The following is a 16,950-nucleotide window of genomic DNA, read 5'->3' as shown; positions in this document are numbered from 1 at the left end:
ATGCGCTCAAAGCGCCGCAGGGCGCATTGGAGGACTGCATGGGAAGCGACGCGTACCTCGATGAAATCCAACAGTTGCGCGCCGACGACGCGCAGGGCGCCCTGAACCTCGTGGACCGGGCGAGGAAGCAGGCGGACCTCTCCATCGAGGAGCTCACCGGGCTGGCGCACGCGCTGGACGAGCGCAAGCAGCGGGTCGCCACGCTGACGCTCCTGGAAGAAGCCCTGCGCCGGGAGCCTACGGCGGCGGAGCCGGCCTACACGCTGGCCATGCTCTACCTGGAGCAGCAGCAGGACGCACGGGCAGTGGAGATCCTCAAGCCCGTCCTGGCCGCTCAGCCGGACCACGACAAGGCGAACCTGACCCTGGCCATGGCGCTGGCGAAGACGGAGCCCTCGCAGGCACGCGCGCACGCGGCCCGGGCCGCGAAGTCCCCGGACGAGGATGTCCGGGCGCAGGCGCAGGAGCTGGAAAAGGTCCTCGCGGAGCACGCGTCCCGCTAGGGGCCTTCAGTCGCCGCGCTTGAAGTCCTCCGTGCGCACGCCGTAGCGCTTGAGCAGGCGGTGCAGGCTCTCGCGCTCCATGCCCGCGCGCTCAGCCGCGTGGGTGACGTTGCCGGAGAACTCCTGCATGAGCGCGGTGAGGTAGTCGCGCGACACGGCATCGCGCACACGGTCCACCGCTTCACGGTAGGGCTGCTTCGCCAGGGCCTCCGCGGACGGAGCCACGGAAGGCGCGGGGGCACCGGACACCCCCAGCTCCGGGGGCAGATCCTCCGGGGTGATGCGCGGCCCGGTCGCCACCGCCGCCGCGCGCGCCACCGCGTTCTGGAGCTGGCGGACGTTGCCCGGCCACGGCGCGCCGGTGATCACCTGGAGCGCCTGGGGCGTGAAGCCCTCCAGCTCCGGCCGTTTCGCGGCCGTGAGGAAGTGCATGGCGAGCAGCGGGATGTCCTCGCGCCGCTCGCGCAGGGCCGGCATCCGCACCGTCACGCCGCCCAGCCGGTAGAACAGGTCCTCGCGGAAGCGGCCCTTCACCACCTCCTGAGCGAGGTCCCGGTGCGTCGCCGCCACTACACGCACGTCCACCGTCACCGGCGTGGTGGTGCCCACGCGGCGGATCTCCTTCTCCTGGAGCGCTCGGTTGAGCTTCACCTGCACGGGCAGCGGCAGGTCGCCCACTTCGTCCAGGAAGAGCGTGCCGCCGTGGGCCTCCTCGAAGAGGCCGGCCTTCGCGCCCGTCGCCCCGGTGAAGGCGCCCTTCGCGTGGCCGAAGAGCTCGCTCTCCACCAGCTCCGCCGGCAGCGCGCCGCAGTTCACCGCGACGAAGGTCTTGTCGCGGCGGGGGCTCTCGCGGTGCAGCGCGCGGGCGGCCAGCTCCTTGCCGGTGCCCGTCTCACCGGTGAGCACCACGGTAAGGTCGCGCGCCGCCACCTGCGCGAGCAGCGCGTGCGTCTTCTGCAACGCAGGGCTGGTGCCACGCAGGCCGTGGAAGTCCGGCATGCGCGCCACGCGGGCGGCGAGTCCCTGTGCGTCGCGACGCTGGCGCTGGCGCTCCAGGGCGCGGGCAACCACCAGGGCCACCTCGTCCGGGTCGAAGGGCTTGGACAGGTAGTCGTACGCGCCGTCCTTGATGGCCTCCACGGCCTTGGGGATGCTCGCGTAGGCGGTGACGAGGACGACCTCCGTCTCCGGCGCGCGCCGCTTCACTTCGCGCAGCACCGTGAAGCCGTCCGCGCCCGGCATCTGGATGTCCGTGACGACCACGTCGAACGTGCGCGCGGAGACCAGGGCCAGCGCCTGCACCCCGTCGGGCGCGGTCGTCACCGCGTACGCGTCCCCGAGGATGCGCGCGAACAGCTTGAGCATGTTCTCCTTGTCGTCCACGACGAGGACCGAGGGCTTCGCGCCGCTCATGCCGCCGCCTCCTGTTCACGCGACGGCACGGGCAGGGACAGCGTGAAGCGCGCGCCGCCCAGGGCCCCGGTGTCCACGTCGATGCGGCCGCCGTGCGCCTCCGCGATGGCCTGGCTCACCGCGAGCCCCAGCCCCGTGCCAGAGGGCTTCGTGGTGAAGAAGGGCTCGAACAGCCGCGCCCGCGCTTCCGGCGTCACCCCGGGCCCCGAGTCCGATACCGCCACGCGAGCGCTCCCGTCCGCGTCCACCGCGATGCGCACCTCCACCCTTCCCTCCTCGCCCGCGGCCTCCGCCGCGTTCTTCACCAGGTTGAGCAGCACCTGCCGCAGCCGGGGCGCCTGCGCCCACGCGGTGCCCTCGCCGTGCACGTCCACGGTCACGGTGCCCAGGCGCGTGGCCTCACGCAGGCGGGAGACGACCTCCTCGCACGCATCGCGCAGCGCCACCGGCTCCCGCGGCCCGCGGCCCGGACGCGCCAGGTCCAGCAGCCCCTCCACGATGTCCTGGCAGCGCACCGCCTCCTCCTCCACCACGCGCAGGTCCTCCGCGAGCGAGCCCTCCGCCCGCCGCTGCAACAGCCGCACGTACCCGAGGATGACACCCAGCGGGTTGTTGATTTCATGCGCCACGCCCGCCGCCAGCCGGCCAATGCCCGCCAGCTTCTCGTGCTGGACGAGCCGCGCCACCGCGTTGCCGATGTACACGCCCACCCCGGCCGCGAACAGCGTGGCCCCGCCCAACAGCAAGAGCGCCCAGCGGAAGCTGTCGCGCTCCACCGCGCCCACGTGCGACTCGAAGGCGTCCATGGACGCGTCCGAGTCCGCCGTCAGCGCGTCCACCCGCGCCTGGATGCGCGACACCCACTCCAGCGCCCGCCCATGCGCGGCCTCCACCGCGCCCGCGTCCTTCGCCATCACCGCGGGCAGCAGCGTGTCCCGGTAGAGCGTGTCCAGCGCGTCGCCCGACGCCTGGATGTCCGCCACCGCCGCTCGCTCGTCCGCGTCGCGCGCGTGCTCCGAAAGCCGCCGCGTCAGCGCCTCCACGCGGGCGCGGGCCTCGGTGTGGAAGCGCCGGTGGCTGTCGTTGCCCAGGATGATGGTGTGCGCCAGGTGCGCGTACTGGTCCCTCACCGCCGTGGCCAGCTCACGCGCCTCCCGTGCGCGGCCGCCCACCTCGCGCAGCGCACGCGTGCCCTCGTGGATGTCCGCCAGCCGGCCGAGCGCATAGCCCGACGCCGCCGCGAACAGCGCCACCAGCGCGCCGAACGCGAGCAACACCCTGCGGGTCGTGGTGCCGGAGACAGGTCCCATGGGAAGCCCTCTTATACGGCGCGCGCCCCTTTTCGCCCGCGCCCTCCGCATGTCCTCCCCAGGCGGTCCAGGCCGCATTCCCCTTGCGCCCCTCCCCTCCGGCCGAGCATGACTCGCCCGAGGCGGCGCGGGCCCATCCTTGGGGGACACCCGTTGCCAGGAGCCACTCATGGCGATGCGCTTCAAGAACCTGGATGGCAGCGGACCGCAGGCCTTCACCCGCGTCTTCAAGTGGGCCGTCACGGACAAGCTCGCGGGCAAGCGCCGCAGCGCGCCCGCGCGCGCGGTCGTGCCACACGTGGAGCCGGACCTGGCGGTGCTCGCCACCCCGCCCGCCCCGGGAGAGGGCGCCCGCCTGACGTGGCTGGGCCACGCGAGCTGGCTGGTGCAGCTGGATGGCGTGTCGCTGCTCATCGACCCGGTGCTGCGCGACTCCATCAACGTCATCATCCGCCGCAACGTGCCGCCCGGCGTGCCGGTGGAGAAGCTGCCGCGCATCGACGCGAGCCTGGTGTCCCACAACCACTACGACCACCTGGACCTGCCCACGCTCAAGCAGGTGGGCGCCCGCATCGTCACCGGCCTGGGCCACGCGCCGGTGTTCCAGGGCCAGGGCCTGCCCTTCCATGAGCTGGACTGGTGGGAGTCCACGCAGGTGGGGCCCGTGCGCGTGCACTACGTGCCGTCCCAGCACTGGAGCCGCCGCGGCCTGCACGACGCCAACCAGATGCTCTGGGGCGGCTTCGTGGTGGAGGGCTCGAGCGCGCGTGTCTACCACTCCGGCGACACCGCCTACTTCCAGGGCTTCAAGGAGATTGGCGCCAGGTTCCCCAAGCTGGACGCGGCGCTCCTGCCCATTGGCGCCTACGACCCCGCGTGGTTCATGCGGCTGCAGCACATGAACCCGGAGGAGGCGGTGCAGGCCTTCGAGGACCTGGGCGCGATGGCCTTCTTCGCCATGCACTGGGGCACGTTCAAGCTCACGGACGAGCCCTTGGACGAGCCGCCCGCCCGCCTGGACGCGGAGTGGCTGCGCCGGGGCTGGCCGCGCGACCGCGTGCACGTGCTGCCCGTGGGCGGTACACACACCGTGCGGCACGGTTGAGCGCTGGCGGGGCTTGTGGTCTCAAGCGGGCATGCTCCTGCCCACCCTCGCCGCCCTGGTCCTCACGCAGGCCCCACCCCCACTCACCACCGTCTCCGAGCAGAGCGGCTGGAAGCGCACCGGCCGCTACGCGGAAGCAGAGAGCCTCTGCCGCGCCTTCCCCAAGGCGTTCCCCGGCAAGGCCCGCTGCGACACGCTGGGCACCACGCCGGAGGGCCGCCCCATGGTGGCGCTCGTCGTCAGCCAGGACGGCACGCTCACCGCGGACGCGGCGCGCAAGAAGGGGCGGCCCGTCGTCTTCTTCCAGGGCGGCATCCACGCGGGTGAAATCGACGGCAAGGACGCGGGCTACTGGCTCTTGCGTGACGCGCTCCAGAACCGGGCGTCCGTGCCGGACCTGCTCAAGGGCGTCACCGCCGTCTTCGTCCCCGTCTTCAACGTGGACGGCCACGAGCGCTTCAACCCCAACCACCGCCCCAACCAGGTGGGCCCGGAGGAGATGGGCTTCCGCGTCACCGCCCAGAACCTCAACCTCAACCGCGACTACGTGAAGGCGGACGCGCCGGAGATGGTGCTGCTCTTGAAGTACCTCAACGCGTGGGACCCGCTCGTCTACGTGGACCTGCACGTCACCGACGGCGCGAAGTTCGAACCCGACGTGTCCGTGGGCCTGGAGCCCCAGAAGTCCGGCCCGCTCGCGCTGCGCGAGCTGGGCACGAAGCTGGTGGACGAGCTCTTCACCGGCCTCACCGCCCAGGGGCACCAGCCGCTGCGCTTCTACCCGTCCTTCATCGTGGACGACGACCCCACGAGCGGCTTCGCCTACGGCGTCCCCCCGCCGCGCTTCAGCCATGCCTTCTGGTCCGTCCACCACCGCTTCGGCGTGCTCGTGGAGACGCACTCCTGGAAGAACTACGCCGAGCGCGTGAAGGCCACCCGCGACGTGCTGGAGGGCCTCCTGAAGCTCGTGGCCCGCGACGGCGCCGCGCTCCAGGCCGCCGTGAAGACGGAGGACCAGAAGGCCGTGGCCGGTCAGGTGCGCGAAGTGGTGCTCGGCTGGAAGAACACGTCCAAGCGCGAGGCCATTGCGTTCAAGGGCTACGCCTATGAGCGCCTGCCGTCGGACATCTCCGGCCAGCCGTACATCCGCTACGACGACACGCAGCCCCAGACGTGGAAGGTGCCGTACCTGCCGGACGTGGAGCCCGCCCTCACCGCGAAGCTGCCCGAGGGCGGCTACCTGGTGTCCGCCGCGCACGCCGCGTGGGTCGCGCCGAAGCTGGCCGCGCACGGCATCGCGTTCCAGCGCCTCACCCGCGCGGTGCCCGCGGCGAAGGTGGAGTCGTTCCACTCGAAGGACTTCCAGTTCCAGGTGCGCACCAACGAAGGCCACCAGGGCCTCACCGCGAAGGGTGAGTGGAAGCCGGACACGCAGGACCTGCCCGTGGGGACGCTCTACGTGCCGGTGGCGCAGAAGAACGTGCAGTTGGTGGCGCACCTCTTCGAGCCCGCGGGGCCGGACTCGCTGCTCACGTGGGGCTTCTTCAACGCCCACTTCGAGCAGAAGGAGTACATCGAGGACTACGTGCTGGAGCCCTACGCCCGGGAGCTGCTGGCGAAGGACGCTGGCGTGAAGGCCGCGTTCCAGGAGCGCCTGAAGGACGCGGGCTTCGCCAAGGACCCGCGCGCCCGCCTGCGCTTCTTCGCCGAGCGCCACCCGACCTGGGACGAGCGCCTGGGCCTCTACCCCGTGTACCGCGCCGCCAGCGCGCCTCCGAATCTGGCCGCGAAGTAATCCTGGGGAAAGAAGAAGCCCCCGGCCCGCTTCCCCCCTGAGGGGGCGTCGCGGAGCGGGGGCTTCGGATTCAGCGCCGCGCTCCCGGTCCATGAGGCACCGGGAGCGCGTTTTCATTCCGGCCTAGCCGATGGGCTTCTCGCAGACGCATGAGCTGACGTTGCAGGTGAAGCCCGGCGCGCAGCCGCCGCAGTCCGACTTGCAGACGCAGGCGCACAGCTCCGCGTTGGCGCCGAAGGCGTTGCCGCAGTTGAGCGCGCCCGTGTCGCAGACGCAGCCGCAGGCGTTGTTGTCGAACTTGTAGCCCGCCGCGCAGGTCGCGGACTGCACGCAACTGCACGAGCAGGTGCCCGTGTTGCACGTCTCGAAGGTGCCGCACGTGCCGCCGCAGTCCTGGGCGCAGGTGAAGTCACACACCGCGCGGTCCGTGTTGCACACCTTTCCCGGGGGCGCCGTGTCACCGCAGTCCGCCGGGCACTCGCACTTGTCCGTGGTGCGGTTGCAGGCGAGCTTGCCCTTGCAGAAGTCCGGGTCGTTCGGGTCGTAGTACGTCGTGTCGGACGCGCACGGAGGCGGGTTGCCGTCCGCCTTGGCCGTGCGGTCGATCCAGTAGCGGTACGACAGCGCCGCCTGCGTCTTGCCGGACTCCTTCGGACGGCAGGCGCCGTAGAAGGACACGGTGCGGTTGATGCCGTCCACGTCGAAGCCGTTGGTGCGGCTGCGCGGCAGGTCCCCGATGCTCGGGCAGATGCCCGGATCCACCACCGCCTCCACCGCGACCTTCAGCGACGCGCCAATCGGCGGCTTGAGCGTGCGGTAACCCACCGACGCGATGACGCTGTCCACGATGGCGTTGATGGTGTTGGTGATGGAGGTGTTGTCCCGGATGCTGCCGGACACGCCGCCCGTGGCCTGGATGACCTCCAGGTGGCGCGGGTTCGTGTTGTCCTCACCCGAGTAGCACTGGCCGCCGTCCGGCGGGCAGATGATGCCGTGCACCTGGATGCGCTGGCCCGTGGGGTTGCTCGTGGTGCCGGCCGTGGTGCCGCTGTTGAGGAAGTACGCGGAGTAGTTGGCCACCGTGTCCGTGGACTGGTCCTTCACGTCCGTGAGGATGACCACCACCACCTTGGCGCCCGGACGGATCTTCGTCTCCGGGCCGCCCGTGGACGCGGCCATGTCGTTGATGGCCTTGCGAGCGGCCTCCAGCGGACGCTCGCTGCCGTCACCGCCCAGGGCCACCCAGCAGTTGGTGTTGGCCGTACAGGTGGTGTTGGGCAGCGGCGTGTACGTGGGGTTCTGGGTGGTGCCACCCTTCACCGCGCACACGTTGTTGTTGCACACCGCGTTCTGGGTCAGCCACGCCTTGAACTGGTCGATGTTGGTGGTGAAGGGGCGGATGACGTTGCGGTTGGCGCTGTTGCCCACCGTGTAGCTGGTGGTCACCATGGACACGCGCCAGTCCAGCGTCGCGTTGCCCAGCTTGTTGGCCACCGCCGTGCCCGCGTTCGCCAGCGACGTCTGCGACGACGCCATGGAACCGGAGTCGTCCACCACGAAGAGGAAGTCCACCACGGCCGTGTTGCCGGTGAAGACCTCGCACTGCACCGCGTCCGCGTCTCCGAACTGCGCCAGCGCGGAGCCGCCCGCCGTGTCCGCCGTGGTGAAGATGCTGCCCGCCTCGTTGTAGCGGGCCGCCGGCGTGATGGCGAGCACCACCACGACGCTCTGGTTGGAGCGGTGCACGTACTGCGCCTGGATCTTGAACGGGCCGTTGATGCCCGCCGTACCGCCGAGCGTCTCCGTGCTGTTGGGCACCAGCTGGCGCGCCAGCGAGTTGGTGAACGCCTTCAGCTCCGTCGTGCCGGCGAGCGCGTAGCGGGAGACCGCCGCGGGGAAGCCGTCCCAGGTGGTGAACGTCTGCGTGAACTCCACGTCCGCCGGAGACAGGAGCGCCGTGCCGGTGCGGATGCCCGACTCGTCCGTCGAAGGCGTGGAGGACGAGCCCACCTGGCCGCGCTTGTAGGCGATGAACGTCACCTGCTTCGTGTCGTCATAGCCCATCACGCCCACGGTCTGGCCGTTGGCCTTCAGGTTGAGGAGGTTGGCGGCCTTGAAGGTGTTGGGCAGCGCGAGCCGGATGTCCGCGCCGCTGTCCTCCTTGAAGGTCACCGTGCGCAGGTTCTGCACGCTGCACGCCTTGCCCGCGGGCGTGGTGCCCGCGCCGTCCTTGGGGTCCAGCGGGTTGAGCTCGCCGGGGTCCACCTTACCGTTCTGGTTGGAGTCCTCCGCGCCGTCGGGGATGCCGTCGCCGTCGGTGTCCGCCTTGTTGGGGTCCGTCTTCGTCGTCGGGTCCGCGTCGCCCACGTAGTTGCAGCCAGCGCTCGGGGGGGCCGCGGCCGTGGTCACGCCGCGCTCCACGCCGTCGAGCAGACCGTCACCGTCGGTGTCCGGGTTGGTGGGGTCCGTCTCGCCGGGGTCCACCTGGCCGTTGGAGTTGGGGTCCTCACCGAGGAAGCCGTTGCGGCCGGCGCCGTCCTGGAGCCCGTCGCAGTCGGTGTCGGTCAGGCGCGGGTCGGTCTCACCGGAGTCCACGCGGCCGTTCTTGTTCGTGTCCTCCACGCCGTCCGCCACGCCGTCGCCGTCCGTGTCGGCGTTGTTCGGATTGGTGCCGGTGGCGACCTCGACGGAGTCCGGGATGCCGTCGAAGTCCGCGTCGGGGACGGCCGCGTTGCAGTCCGCCTTGCGCGGATCCGTCTCGCCCGGATCCACCTTGCCGTTCTTGTTCACGTCCTCGGCGCCGTCCGAACAGGTGTCGCCGTCCGAGTCGGGCTTGAGCGGATCCGTGCCCGACTGCTTCTCCAGGCCGTCCGGCAGGCCGTCGCCGTCGGTGTCGCGCAGGCGGGGGTCGGTCTCGCCGGGGCTCACCGAGCCGTTCTTGTTCGCGTCCTCCACGCCGTCCGCGATGCCGTCACCGTCGGAGTCCGCCGTGTTGGGGTCCGTCTCCGTGAGGTCGCGCTTGCCGTTGCGGTTGGCGTCCTCCAGGCCGTCCGGCAGCCCGTCGTCGTCCGTGTCCGCCTTCACCGGCGAGGTGCGCGTGGTGGGGTCCTGGTCCGCGTAGAACGAGCACGCGGGGTTCACGCTGCTCGTGCGGCCCACCTCCACGCCGTCACGGATGCCGTCGCCGTCCGTGTCGCGCCGGCCGGGGTGCGTCTTCAGGCCGCCGGCGTAGACCGTGGAGAACTCCTCCTGGTCCGTCAGGCCGTCGCAGTCCGAGTCCTTCGTGGCGTTGTCCGGATCATACGGGTTGACGGGGACCTCACCGGGGTCGGGGTCCGGGTCGATGATGACGCCCGCGTCCTCGACATAGCCGGCGTCGAAGCCCGCGTCGGAGCCGGCGTCGGAGCCGGCGTCGTCGCCGCCGGGACCTCCGTCGTTGGTGGGGGTGGGATCATCAGGGCCGGGGTCCGGGTCACTGCCGCCGCAGCCCGCCATGAGCGTGGCGGCAAGCAGTGTGCCGGAGAAGAGTCGGATCCAATTGCGCATAACGGGTCAGCACTCCGGGAAGGGGGGACGGAGAATTGACTCAGCATAGAGGGATGCGCGCCTGATTCCGATGTAGGTGCGCCCTGGGACGGAGGTGGAATCACGATTCGTAAACTCGGCGTTCACCTCTGTCGCCTGTTTCCGGCTGCACTGTCTTTACGGAGGCCAGGCGGGCTCGGTTATCGTCCGCCCCGTGCCTGTGTTCGGTCTTGCGGCGGTATGGGGGGAAGCGGCTTCGCCTGAGATGGCGGCAGCCGTCGTGGAGGGCCTGGGCGCGCTTTTGCCGTCCGCGCAGTCGATGCAGCTCGTGGTGGCGTTTCGCGACGAGGCCGGCGCGCTGGAGGTGAAGGTGGAGGTGCCCGGTTATCCGCGCGCGGCGGTGGAGCGGCTGGGCGAGGAGGTTCGCAAGAGCGGCGGCACGTTCGTGGAGCTGTGGCGGCTGCCCAAGGCGGAGCGGGACGCGCTGCGCTCGCGCACGCTGTCGGGCGGCACGCCCTTCGCCGGCAATGAGCGCACGCAGGCCGCGCAGGAGCTGCGGCAGCACCTGGAGGCCCTGTCCGCGCGAGGTCCCCTGCCCGCCCCGTCCACGCCGAAGGCTCCGCCGCCATCCGAGGCACCGCCCGCGCCCCAGGCCGCTCCCACCGGAGGCGGGGTCGCGCCGGAGACCGGACCGTCCGAGGAGTCATCGCCGTCGGATCCGCCCGCGCCGTCCCCCGCGCCATCACCCGCACCCTCTGGTGATGAATCCCAGCGCCGCGCCCGGCGCTTCGCGGTGAAGCTGGAGATGGAGTTCCGCACGGAGCTGGACTTCGTGCGCGAGCACGCGCTGAACATCAGCAACGGAGGACTCTTCGTGCGCACGGCGCACCGCCCGCCGCAGGACAGCGTCGTCACCGTGGACGTGAAGCTGCCCAACGGCCAGCGGCTGCAGGGCGAGGCGCTGGTGGTGCACGTGGTGGACGAGCAGTACACCGGGGGCGTGGGGCTTGCCTTCCTGAGCGACGACGCCACCTTCTCGGCGACGCTGGACGGGTACCTGGCGAGCCTGGCCGGAGAGAAGGCGTGACGTTGGAGGAAGGCAAGACACCCGAGTGGCCGCGCGACCTGGGCCGCTTCCAGCTGCTGTCGCGGCTGGGGCGCGGCGGCAACGCGGAGGTGTTCCGCGCGCGGATGCTCCAGGGGCCGTATGCGGGGGAGGAGATGGCCCTCAAGCGCGTGCGACCGGAGCGCCTGCGGGACCCGGAGGCGCGCGAGCAGCTCCTGCACGAGGGGGAGCTGGCGCGGTGCCTGGACCATCCGCACATCGTGGGCTTCCGGGAGTACGGCGAGCTGGCGGACGGGCCCTACCTGGCGCTGGAGCTGGTGGACGGCACGGACCTGGGGCGCGTGCTGGCGCAGTGCCGGCGCCGGCGCATCGAATTGCCCATCGACATCTCCGTGATGATGGTGCGCCACGTGCTGGAGGCGCTGGCGTACGCGCACAAGGCCACCAACTCCAAGGGCCTGCCGCTGGCGCTGGTTCACTGCGATGTGTCTCCGCACAACGTGCTCTTGTCGCGCGGCGGAGAGGTGAAGCTGGCGGACTTCGGCGTGGCCCGCTCGCGCGCGGGCCTGGAGGTGGACCTGCGGCGGGTGGGCAAGCAGAACTACCGCTCACCGGAGCTCCTGGCGGGCGAGGTCTCCGTGGCGGTGGACCTGTGGGCGGCGGCGGTGCTGCTGTACGAGCTGCTGTCCCTGGAGTCGCCCTATGCAGAAGGGACGGCCGAGGAGGTGGAGGCCTCCATCCGGGGCCTGCGGTTGACGCCCGTGCGCATGGTGGCGCCGGAGGTGTCGGATCCGCTGGCGCTGGTGTTGGACCGGGCGCTCGCGCCGCACCCGTCGCAGCGCTTCTCCTCCGCGGAGCAGTTCGCGCGGGCGCTGGCGGCGCTGAGCGACGACCGCGTGGCGACGCCGCTGGCCGTGGCCGCGGTGGTGCGCGGCCTGATGGGCGCGGAGCCGGTGACGGGCTGAGCTACGCCACCTGCTGATCCGAGGGCACGACCATCCCCGCGTCGCCCTCGACGACGAGCTTGCTGCGGCCGCCGCCCTGCTTCACCACGCGCACCTGCACGCCGATGCGCTCGGCGAGCCCGCTCACGTGGGAGATGATGCCCACCTGGCGGCCGGTGGCCTGGAGCGCGTCGAGCGTGGCGAGCGCGACCTCCAGCGTCTCCGGGTCGAGCGTGCCGAAGCCCTCGTCGATGAAGAGGGTCTCCACCTGCGTCGTCTCCGACGACAGCGAGGCCAGGCCCAGCGCGAGCGCGAGCGACACGAGGAAGCTCTCGCCGCCGGAGAGGCTGGCCACGCTGCGGACCTCGTCGCCCATGTCGCCGTCCACCACCTGGAGGTCCAGGTCGTGGCCGGGCACGCGCTCCAGGCGGTAGCGGCGGGCCAGCTCGCGCAGGTGCGCGTTGGCGTGCAGCAGCAGCGCGTCCAGGGTGAGGCTCTGGGCGAAGACCTTGAACTTCTTTCCGTCGTGCGAACCGATGAGGTCGCCCAGCGTCTTCCACACCTCCGCGTCGGCGCGGCGAAGCTCCAGGGCCCGGGCCTCCGCGCCATGGCGAGCGCGGGCGGTGTCGTCGGTGTCCAGCTTCGCGCGCAGCAGGGCCTCGGCGCGGCTGCGCACCTCCACGTCGGTGCGCAGGCGTTCGCAGAGCTCCGCGACGTCCCCTTCCGCGAGAGAGGGAAGCCCGGAGGCCTCATGGCGGACGCGGCGCTCGCGGCGCTCCCCGAGGACGGCGCGGGCCTGGGCCACGGACTCGCGCAGGGTGTTGAGCGCGCGGGCCTCCGAGTCGCACCAGGCGGCGCCGCGCGACAGCAGGGCCTTGAGCTGCTCCAGGGTGGTGCCGTGACCGGCGAGGCGTTCCGCGAGGACGGCCTGGGCGCTGTCGAGCGCGCGGGCGGCCTCGGTGCGCAGGCGCACGGCGTCCTCGGCGCGGGCGGTGGCCACCTTCTCCGCCTGCTGGAGGGCTTCGGAGTCCTCGCGGGCGCGCTCGTAGGTGGACTGGGCGGCGTCGATGCGCGCCTGGACCTCCGCGCGCACCTCCTGCGTGGGGCGGCCCTGGAGCAGCCGGGCGCGCGCCCTGGACGCATCCAGGAAGGCCGCGTCCTTGAGGCCCGCGCGGTGGGCGGCGGTCTCCGCGTCCTCGTGCCGGGACTGGAAGCGGACTTCTTCACGGGCACGCAGGCCCTGTTGCTCCTCCAGGCGCTTGCGCGAGGTCTCCAGCTCCGCGAGCTTCTCGCGCCACTTCGTCACGCGCGCCAGGCACTGGCCCTGGAAGCGCGCGGGGTCCGCGGCGAGCTTGTCCTTCCAGGTGACCTCCTCGCTGGCGAACGGAGGGGACACCTCGGTGAGGGCGCGCTCGCGGGCATCGCGGGCGGTGTCCCGGCGAAGCAGTGCATCCCGGTGGGACTGGGACGCGCGGGACTGAGCGTCCTCGGCCTTGCGAAGGGCATCGGCCGCGCCTTCGCGCCGGGTGCGCCGGGTCTCCAGCAGGGCCCGGGCCTCGCGAGCGGCACTGGCGCGGGCTTCCGCGGAAGCCTCTTCGTCACGAAGGGTCGCGAGCCGCGCGCGCACGTCCTCCTGAGCGGAACGGATCCATGCCTGCGCGGTGGAGTCCTCAGCGTCCTCAGGGGGTGATGCAGCGGCACGGGCATCCTGTGCGGCGTGCTCCATCTGCCCGCGAGCGGCCGCCTTCGCATCCGCCGGACTTGAGCGCCCGGCTTCCGCGTTCGCAACGCGTGACGATGCCTTCGCATCCGCCAGTGTTGCCGTGTCCTCCCCCGGAAGCGCCACGCGGGCCCACCGCTCGCGAGCCGCGCGCCAGGCATCACGATGCACGGTGCGCTTGCGGGCCGCCGTGTCGCGCCGGGCTTCGGCCTGGGTCGCGGCCGTGTCCGCGGTCGCCTGCCGCACGCTCGCCGCGCTCTCCTGCTTCGCCGCGGCATCGCGCGCCGACTCCAGCTCCAGCACCCGGGCCGAGGCCTCCGCGACCAGCCCTTCCAGCGCGGAAGCCTCCCGGGCATACGGATGTTCGAGCGCGCCGCACAGTGGACACGGCTCACCTTCATGCAGCGCGGCCCGGTGCGAGGCCAACCCCTGCGTCGCCTCCGCGCGCGACTGCGCACGGCGCGCCTCGTGGAGCATCGCCTCCTGCGTCGCCCGCCGCGCCGCCGCGTCCTTCGCCTCCTCCGCCGCGCGCAAGGAGACCTCGCGGTGCGCCTTCACCTCCGCCGCCGCATCACCTTCCGCCGTGCCCTCCGCCCGAGCGCCTTCACCCGCGAGCGCCAGGGCCCCCAGCGCGTCCTGTCGCGACAGCAGCGCATCCCGGAGCGCCCGCCGCGCCGCGCCGCCATCCTCGCCCAGCGCGGCTTCCGCGTGCGTCGCCAGGGCCTGCGCCTGCGCTTCCGACTCGACCGCGCCCTGGTGCTCCTCGCGGCGAGCCTGGGCCTCGTTGCCCAGGCGGTCCGCGTCCTTCCCCAGCCGGTCCGCGTCCGCGCCCGCCGACTGTTCGTCCTTCAGCGCTCCCGCGAAGCGCTCCAGTTCGCGCTGCCAGCGGGGCCACTCCGTGGCCAGGGACTCCCAGCTCGCATGCGACGTGCGCCACGCTTCGGCCGCGTCCACCAGCACCTGGGCCTTCGCTTCCGCCGTCTGCACCAGCGCCAGCGCATCGCGAGCCGACGCTTCCGCGGCCTTCGCCTGCGTCGCCAGCTCCGCGGCCTCACGGGCCTCGCGCTCCGCCTCCGCGCGGCGCGTGTCCAGGGTCGCGGCCTCCTCCAGCGCCGGACGCACCGACGCCTCCGCCTCCAGCGCCGCCGCCCGCGCGGCCTCCGCCTGCATCCGCACCTGCCGCTGCGCCGCCGCCGCCGCGAGCGCCGCTTCCGCCTGCGAGGCCCGCTCCAGCTGCTCGGCCTCCGCCCTCACGCAGCCCTGCTCCGCGGCCTCCACCGCGGACACCACCGCGCGGAAGCCCTCCGCCGCGCGCACCGACTCCAGCAGCGCCTCGCGAGGCGCCGCCGCCTCCCGCTCCGACTCCGCCCGGGCCACCGCGCCTTCGGCCTGCTGCTCCTGCCCCACGAACTCCGCGCGCTGCGCGTACCAGGACCGGGCCGCTTCCGCCTCGCGCGACCGCGTCTCCTCGCGGACCCGCGCCGCCTCCTCCTCGCCCAGCTGGGCGCGCACGCCCTCGCGATCCGCGTCCGACATCAGCGCGATGGCCGCGAGCCCCAGCGACAGCCGCTTCAGCTCCTCCTGCTCCTTCGCGTTCTTCTCGTGCGCGGCGATGGACAGGCGGCTGTACACCTCCGTGCCCGTCATCCGCTCCAGCAGCTCCGCGCGCTCGTTCGCGTCCGCGCGCAGGAACGCCGCGAACTCCCCCTGCGCCAGCAGCGCCGAGCGCCGGAACTGATCAAACGACAGCCCCAGCCGCTCTTGGATCGCGTGGAGCACCTCGCCCTTGGTGCGGCCGAACAGCTGCCCCGAGGCCACGTCCGTCAGGCTCAGCTCCTGCGGCCGGAAGCGCCCTTCCGCGCGTTCGCGAGCACGCCACACATTCCACCGCGCCCGGTAGCGCCGCCCGTCCTTGCCCAGGAAGTCCACCTCCGCGTGGCCCTTGCCCGCCCCGCGCCGCAGCATGCCGCGCACGTCGTACGCGGACAGGCGCGCCTCCTCGTCCTCGTCCGCCCGGCCCACCAGCACCTTGCTGGGCCCGCCCAGCCGGGGCGTGCGGTCGAACAGCGCCAGGCACAGCGCATCCAGCAGCGTGCTCTTCCCCGCCCCCGTCGCGCCGGAGATGGCGAACAGCCCCAGCCGGTCCAGCGGCGCCCGGTCCAGCTCCAGCGCGAAGTCCCCCGCGAAGCTCGTGAGGTTGCTGCCGCGAATCGCGAGAATCTTCACGACGCGTCCTCCTGCACCTGCGTGAGCAGCGCGTGGAACGACTCCAGCAACCCCGGCGAGGGCGCCTCCTTGAAGTCCCGCGCATACCGGGCGAGGAACACGTCCTCCGGAGTGCGCTCTCGCAGCGACAACCCCGGCCGCACGTCCGCCAGCGCCCCGCCCGTGCCCGTGTAGAAGGGCGTCAGCTTCACCAGCCGCGCCGCCCGCCCTTCCAGCGCCTTCTCCACCTTGTGACGCAGCGCCGGCTCCGGCCGGGGCAGCGACACGCAGACCTCCAGGTACGGCCGCATCGACTCCGGAGCCTCCGCCTCGTACGCGGGCAGCGCCGCGAGCAGTTCCAGCACCTCCGACAGCGGCGCCGCGTCCCGCGCGGGCACCCGCATCATGTCCGTGGTGCGCGGCACCGACAGCGGGCGCACCTGCGTCAGCGCCCCGTCCTCCACGTCCAGCACCAGCACCTGATGCCGGTAGTGCGCCTCCGACAGCGACAGCGGCAGCGGAGAGCCGCTGTAGCGCACGCCCTCGCGGCCACCCACGCGCTGCGCCTTGTGCAGGTGCCCCAGCGCCGCGTACGCGACGTCCTCCGGGAACAGCTCCACCGGCAGCGCATGCTGGTTGCCGCCGAGAATCTTCCGCTCGCTCAGCTCCGACAGCTCCGAGCCCGTCATGTAGCAATGGCCCATGGCCACCAGCGCCTGCCCGGACCGGCGACGCCTGCGCGCCGCGTCCAGCACCTCCGCGTACACGGAGCGCACGCCCTCCACCAACCTGTCCCCTTCACTGTCCGGCACGGACGGCAGGTCCGAGGGCCGCAGGTACGGCACCGCCGCCACCCACGCGCCCACCTTCCCGCGCGCGTCGTGCACCGGCACCACCAGCCGCTCCATCTCCAGTCCACCCCGGTGGCGCGGCAGGCCGCCCACCACGCGCACACCCAGGGCGTGGAACAGCGGATCCGGCGCGTCCAGGCGAGCGGCGGAGTCGTGGTTGCCGCCCACCACCACCACGTCCAGCTTCGGCAGCGTGCGACGGGCGCGCGCGATGAAGTGGTACCAGGCCGCCTGCGCCTCCGCGCTGGGGTTGGCCGTGTCGAAGATGTCCCCGGCCACCAGGAGCGCATCCACCTCCTGGGACTCCAGCGTGTCCAACAGCCACGTCAGGAACGCGGCGTGCTCCACTTCGCGTGAGACGTCATACAGCGTGTGGCCCAGGTGCCAGTCCGACGTGTGCAGCAGGCGCATCCGGCGTTCACCCTCCCTCGTGGCCCGGTGGCGGGTGCGGGCCGGGCAGCCTCCCCCGGTCCCATCCCCGACTCCAAGCGGCGAGCCCCCGCTCCCTTACCC

General features: G+C 72.3%; 10 protein-coding genes. 5 read left to right on the top strand and 5 right to left on the bottom strand.

Annotation, left to right across the window (positions count from 1 at the left end; all coding sequences use genetic code 11):
• Positions 1 to 38 precede the first annotated feature (38 nt).
• Positions 39 to 503, top strand: coding sequence for a tetratricopeptide repeat protein (locus D7Y21_RS04055; RefSeq protein ID WP_120562105.1), 465 nt, complete (start codon positions 39 to 41; stop codon positions 501 to 503).
• Between the two features lie 6 nt (positions 504 to 509).
• Here the strand turns inward: D7Y21_RS04055 and D7Y21_RS04050 are convergent, their stop codons facing one another.
• Both D7Y21_RS04050 and D7Y21_RS04045 read right to left on the bottom strand, forming a co-directional pair.
• The gene (locus D7Y21_RS04050; RefSeq protein WP_121711370.1) at positions 510 to 1,916 is read right to left on the bottom strand and encodes a sigma-54 dependent transcriptional regulator; all 1,407 of its coding nucleotides are present in this window, start codon (positions 1,914 to 1,916) and stop codon (positions 510 to 512) included.
• Positions 1,913 to 3,226, bottom strand: coding sequence for a sensor histidine kinase (locus tag D7Y21_RS04045; protein WP_121711368.1), 1,314 nt, complete (start codon positions 3,224 to 3,226; stop codon positions 1,913 to 1,915). The genes D7Y21_RS04050 and D7Y21_RS04045 overlap by 4 nt, the downstream gene beginning before the upstream one ends.
• Before the next feature lie 169 nt (positions 3,227 to 3,395).
• On the opposite strand from D7Y21_RS04045, the gene D7Y21_RS04040 reads away from it, so the two are divergent.
• Positions 3,396 to 4,331 carry an MBL fold metallo-hydrolase gene (locus D7Y21_RS04040; RefSeq protein WP_120562108.1) on the top strand — a complete coding sequence of 312 codons (936 nt, stop codon included), beginning with the start codon at positions 3,396 to 3,398 and terminating at the stop codon, positions 4,329 to 4,331.
• A 31-nt stretch (positions 4,332 to 4,362) separates the two neighbouring features.
• The gene (locus D7Y21_RS04035; protein ID WP_121711366.1) at positions 4,363 to 6,126 is read left to right on the top strand and encodes a M14 family zinc carboxypeptidase; all 1,764 of its coding nucleotides are present in this window, start codon (positions 4,363 to 4,365) and stop codon (positions 6,124 to 6,126) included.
• A gap of 123 nt (positions 6,127 to 6,249) precedes the next feature.
• Here the strand turns inward: D7Y21_RS04035 and cglD are convergent, their stop codons facing one another.
• A complete protein-coding gene (cglD, locus tag D7Y21_RS04030) occupies positions 6,250 to 9,672 on the bottom strand; it encodes an adventurous gliding motility lipoprotein CglD (RefSeq protein WP_121711364.1) in 3,423 nt (1,140 codons plus the stop codon).
• Positions 9,673 to 9,916: 244 nt separating this feature from the next.
• On the opposite strand from cglD, the gene D7Y21_RS04025 reads away from it, so the two are divergent.
• Together D7Y21_RS04025 and D7Y21_RS04020 are read left to right on the top strand one after the other, a co-directional pair.
• A complete protein-coding gene (locus D7Y21_RS04025; protein WP_233591434.1) occupies positions 9,917 to 10,738 on the top strand; it encodes a TIGR02266 family protein in 822 nt (273 codons plus the stop codon).
• Positions 10,735 to 11,682, top strand: a complete 948-nt coding sequence (locus D7Y21_RS04020; protein ID WP_199735350.1) for a serine/threonine-protein kinase — start codon at positions 10,735 to 10,737, stop codon at positions 11,680 to 11,682. Before D7Y21_RS04025 ends, D7Y21_RS04020 begins: the two co-directional genes overlap by 4 nt.
• Position 11,683: 1 nt before the next feature.
• Here the strand turns inward: D7Y21_RS04020 and D7Y21_RS04015 are convergent, their stop codons facing one another.
• Both D7Y21_RS04015 and D7Y21_RS04010 read right to left on the bottom strand, forming a co-directional pair.
• A complete protein-coding gene (locus D7Y21_RS04015) occupies positions 11,684 to 15,607 on the bottom strand; it encodes an AAA family ATPase (RefSeq protein ID WP_121711362.1) in 3,924 nt (1,307 codons plus the stop codon).
• The gene (locus D7Y21_RS04010) at positions 15,604 to 16,848 is read right to left on the bottom strand and encodes an exonuclease SbcCD subunit D (RefSeq protein ID WP_121711360.1); all 1,245 of its coding nucleotides are present in this window, start codon (positions 16,846 to 16,848) and stop codon (positions 15,604 to 15,606) included. The genes D7Y21_RS04015 and D7Y21_RS04010 overlap by 4 nt, the downstream gene beginning before the upstream one ends.
• Positions 16,849 to 16,950 lie beyond the last annotated feature (102 nt).

The sequence above is a fragment of the Corallococcus sp. AB045 genome, from assembly GCF_003668895.1.
Taxonomy (GTDB): domain Bacteria; phylum Myxococcota; class Myxococcia; order Myxococcales; family Myxococcaceae; genus Corallococcus; species Corallococcus coralloides.
This window is presented reverse-complemented; position numbering and strand designations above follow the sequence as displayed.

Coding starts and splice junctions, on each gene's coding strand:
- D7Y21_RS04055 (WP_120562105.1), top strand. CDS start 39: ATGGGAAGCGACGCGTACCTCGATGAAATCCAACAGTTGCGCGCCGAC.
- D7Y21_RS04050 (WP_121711370.1), bottom strand. CDS start 1,916: ATGAGCGGCGCGAAGCCCTCGGTCCTCGTCGTGGACGACAAGGAGAAC.
- D7Y21_RS04045 (WP_121711368.1), bottom strand. CDS start 3,226: ATGGGACCTGTCTCCGGCACCACGACCCGCAGGGTGTTGCTCGCGTTC.
- D7Y21_RS04040 (WP_120562108.1), top strand. CDS start 3,396: ATGGCGATGCGCTTCAAGAACCTGGATGGCAGCGGACCGCAGGCCTTC.
- D7Y21_RS04035 (WP_121711366.1), top strand. CDS start 4,363: ATGCTCCTGCCCACCCTCGCCGCCCTGGTCCTCACGCAGGCCCCACCC.
- cglD (WP_121711364.1), bottom strand. CDS start 9,672: ATGCGCAATTGGATCCGACTCTTCTCCGGCACACTGCTTGCCGCCACG.
- D7Y21_RS04025 (WP_233591434.1), top strand. CDS start 9,917: ATGGCGGCAGCCGTCGTGGAGGGCCTGGGCGCGCTTTTGCCGTCCGCG.
- D7Y21_RS04010 (WP_121711360.1), bottom strand. CDS start 16,848: ATGCGCCTGCTGCACACGTCGGACTGGCACCTGGGCCACACGCTGTAT.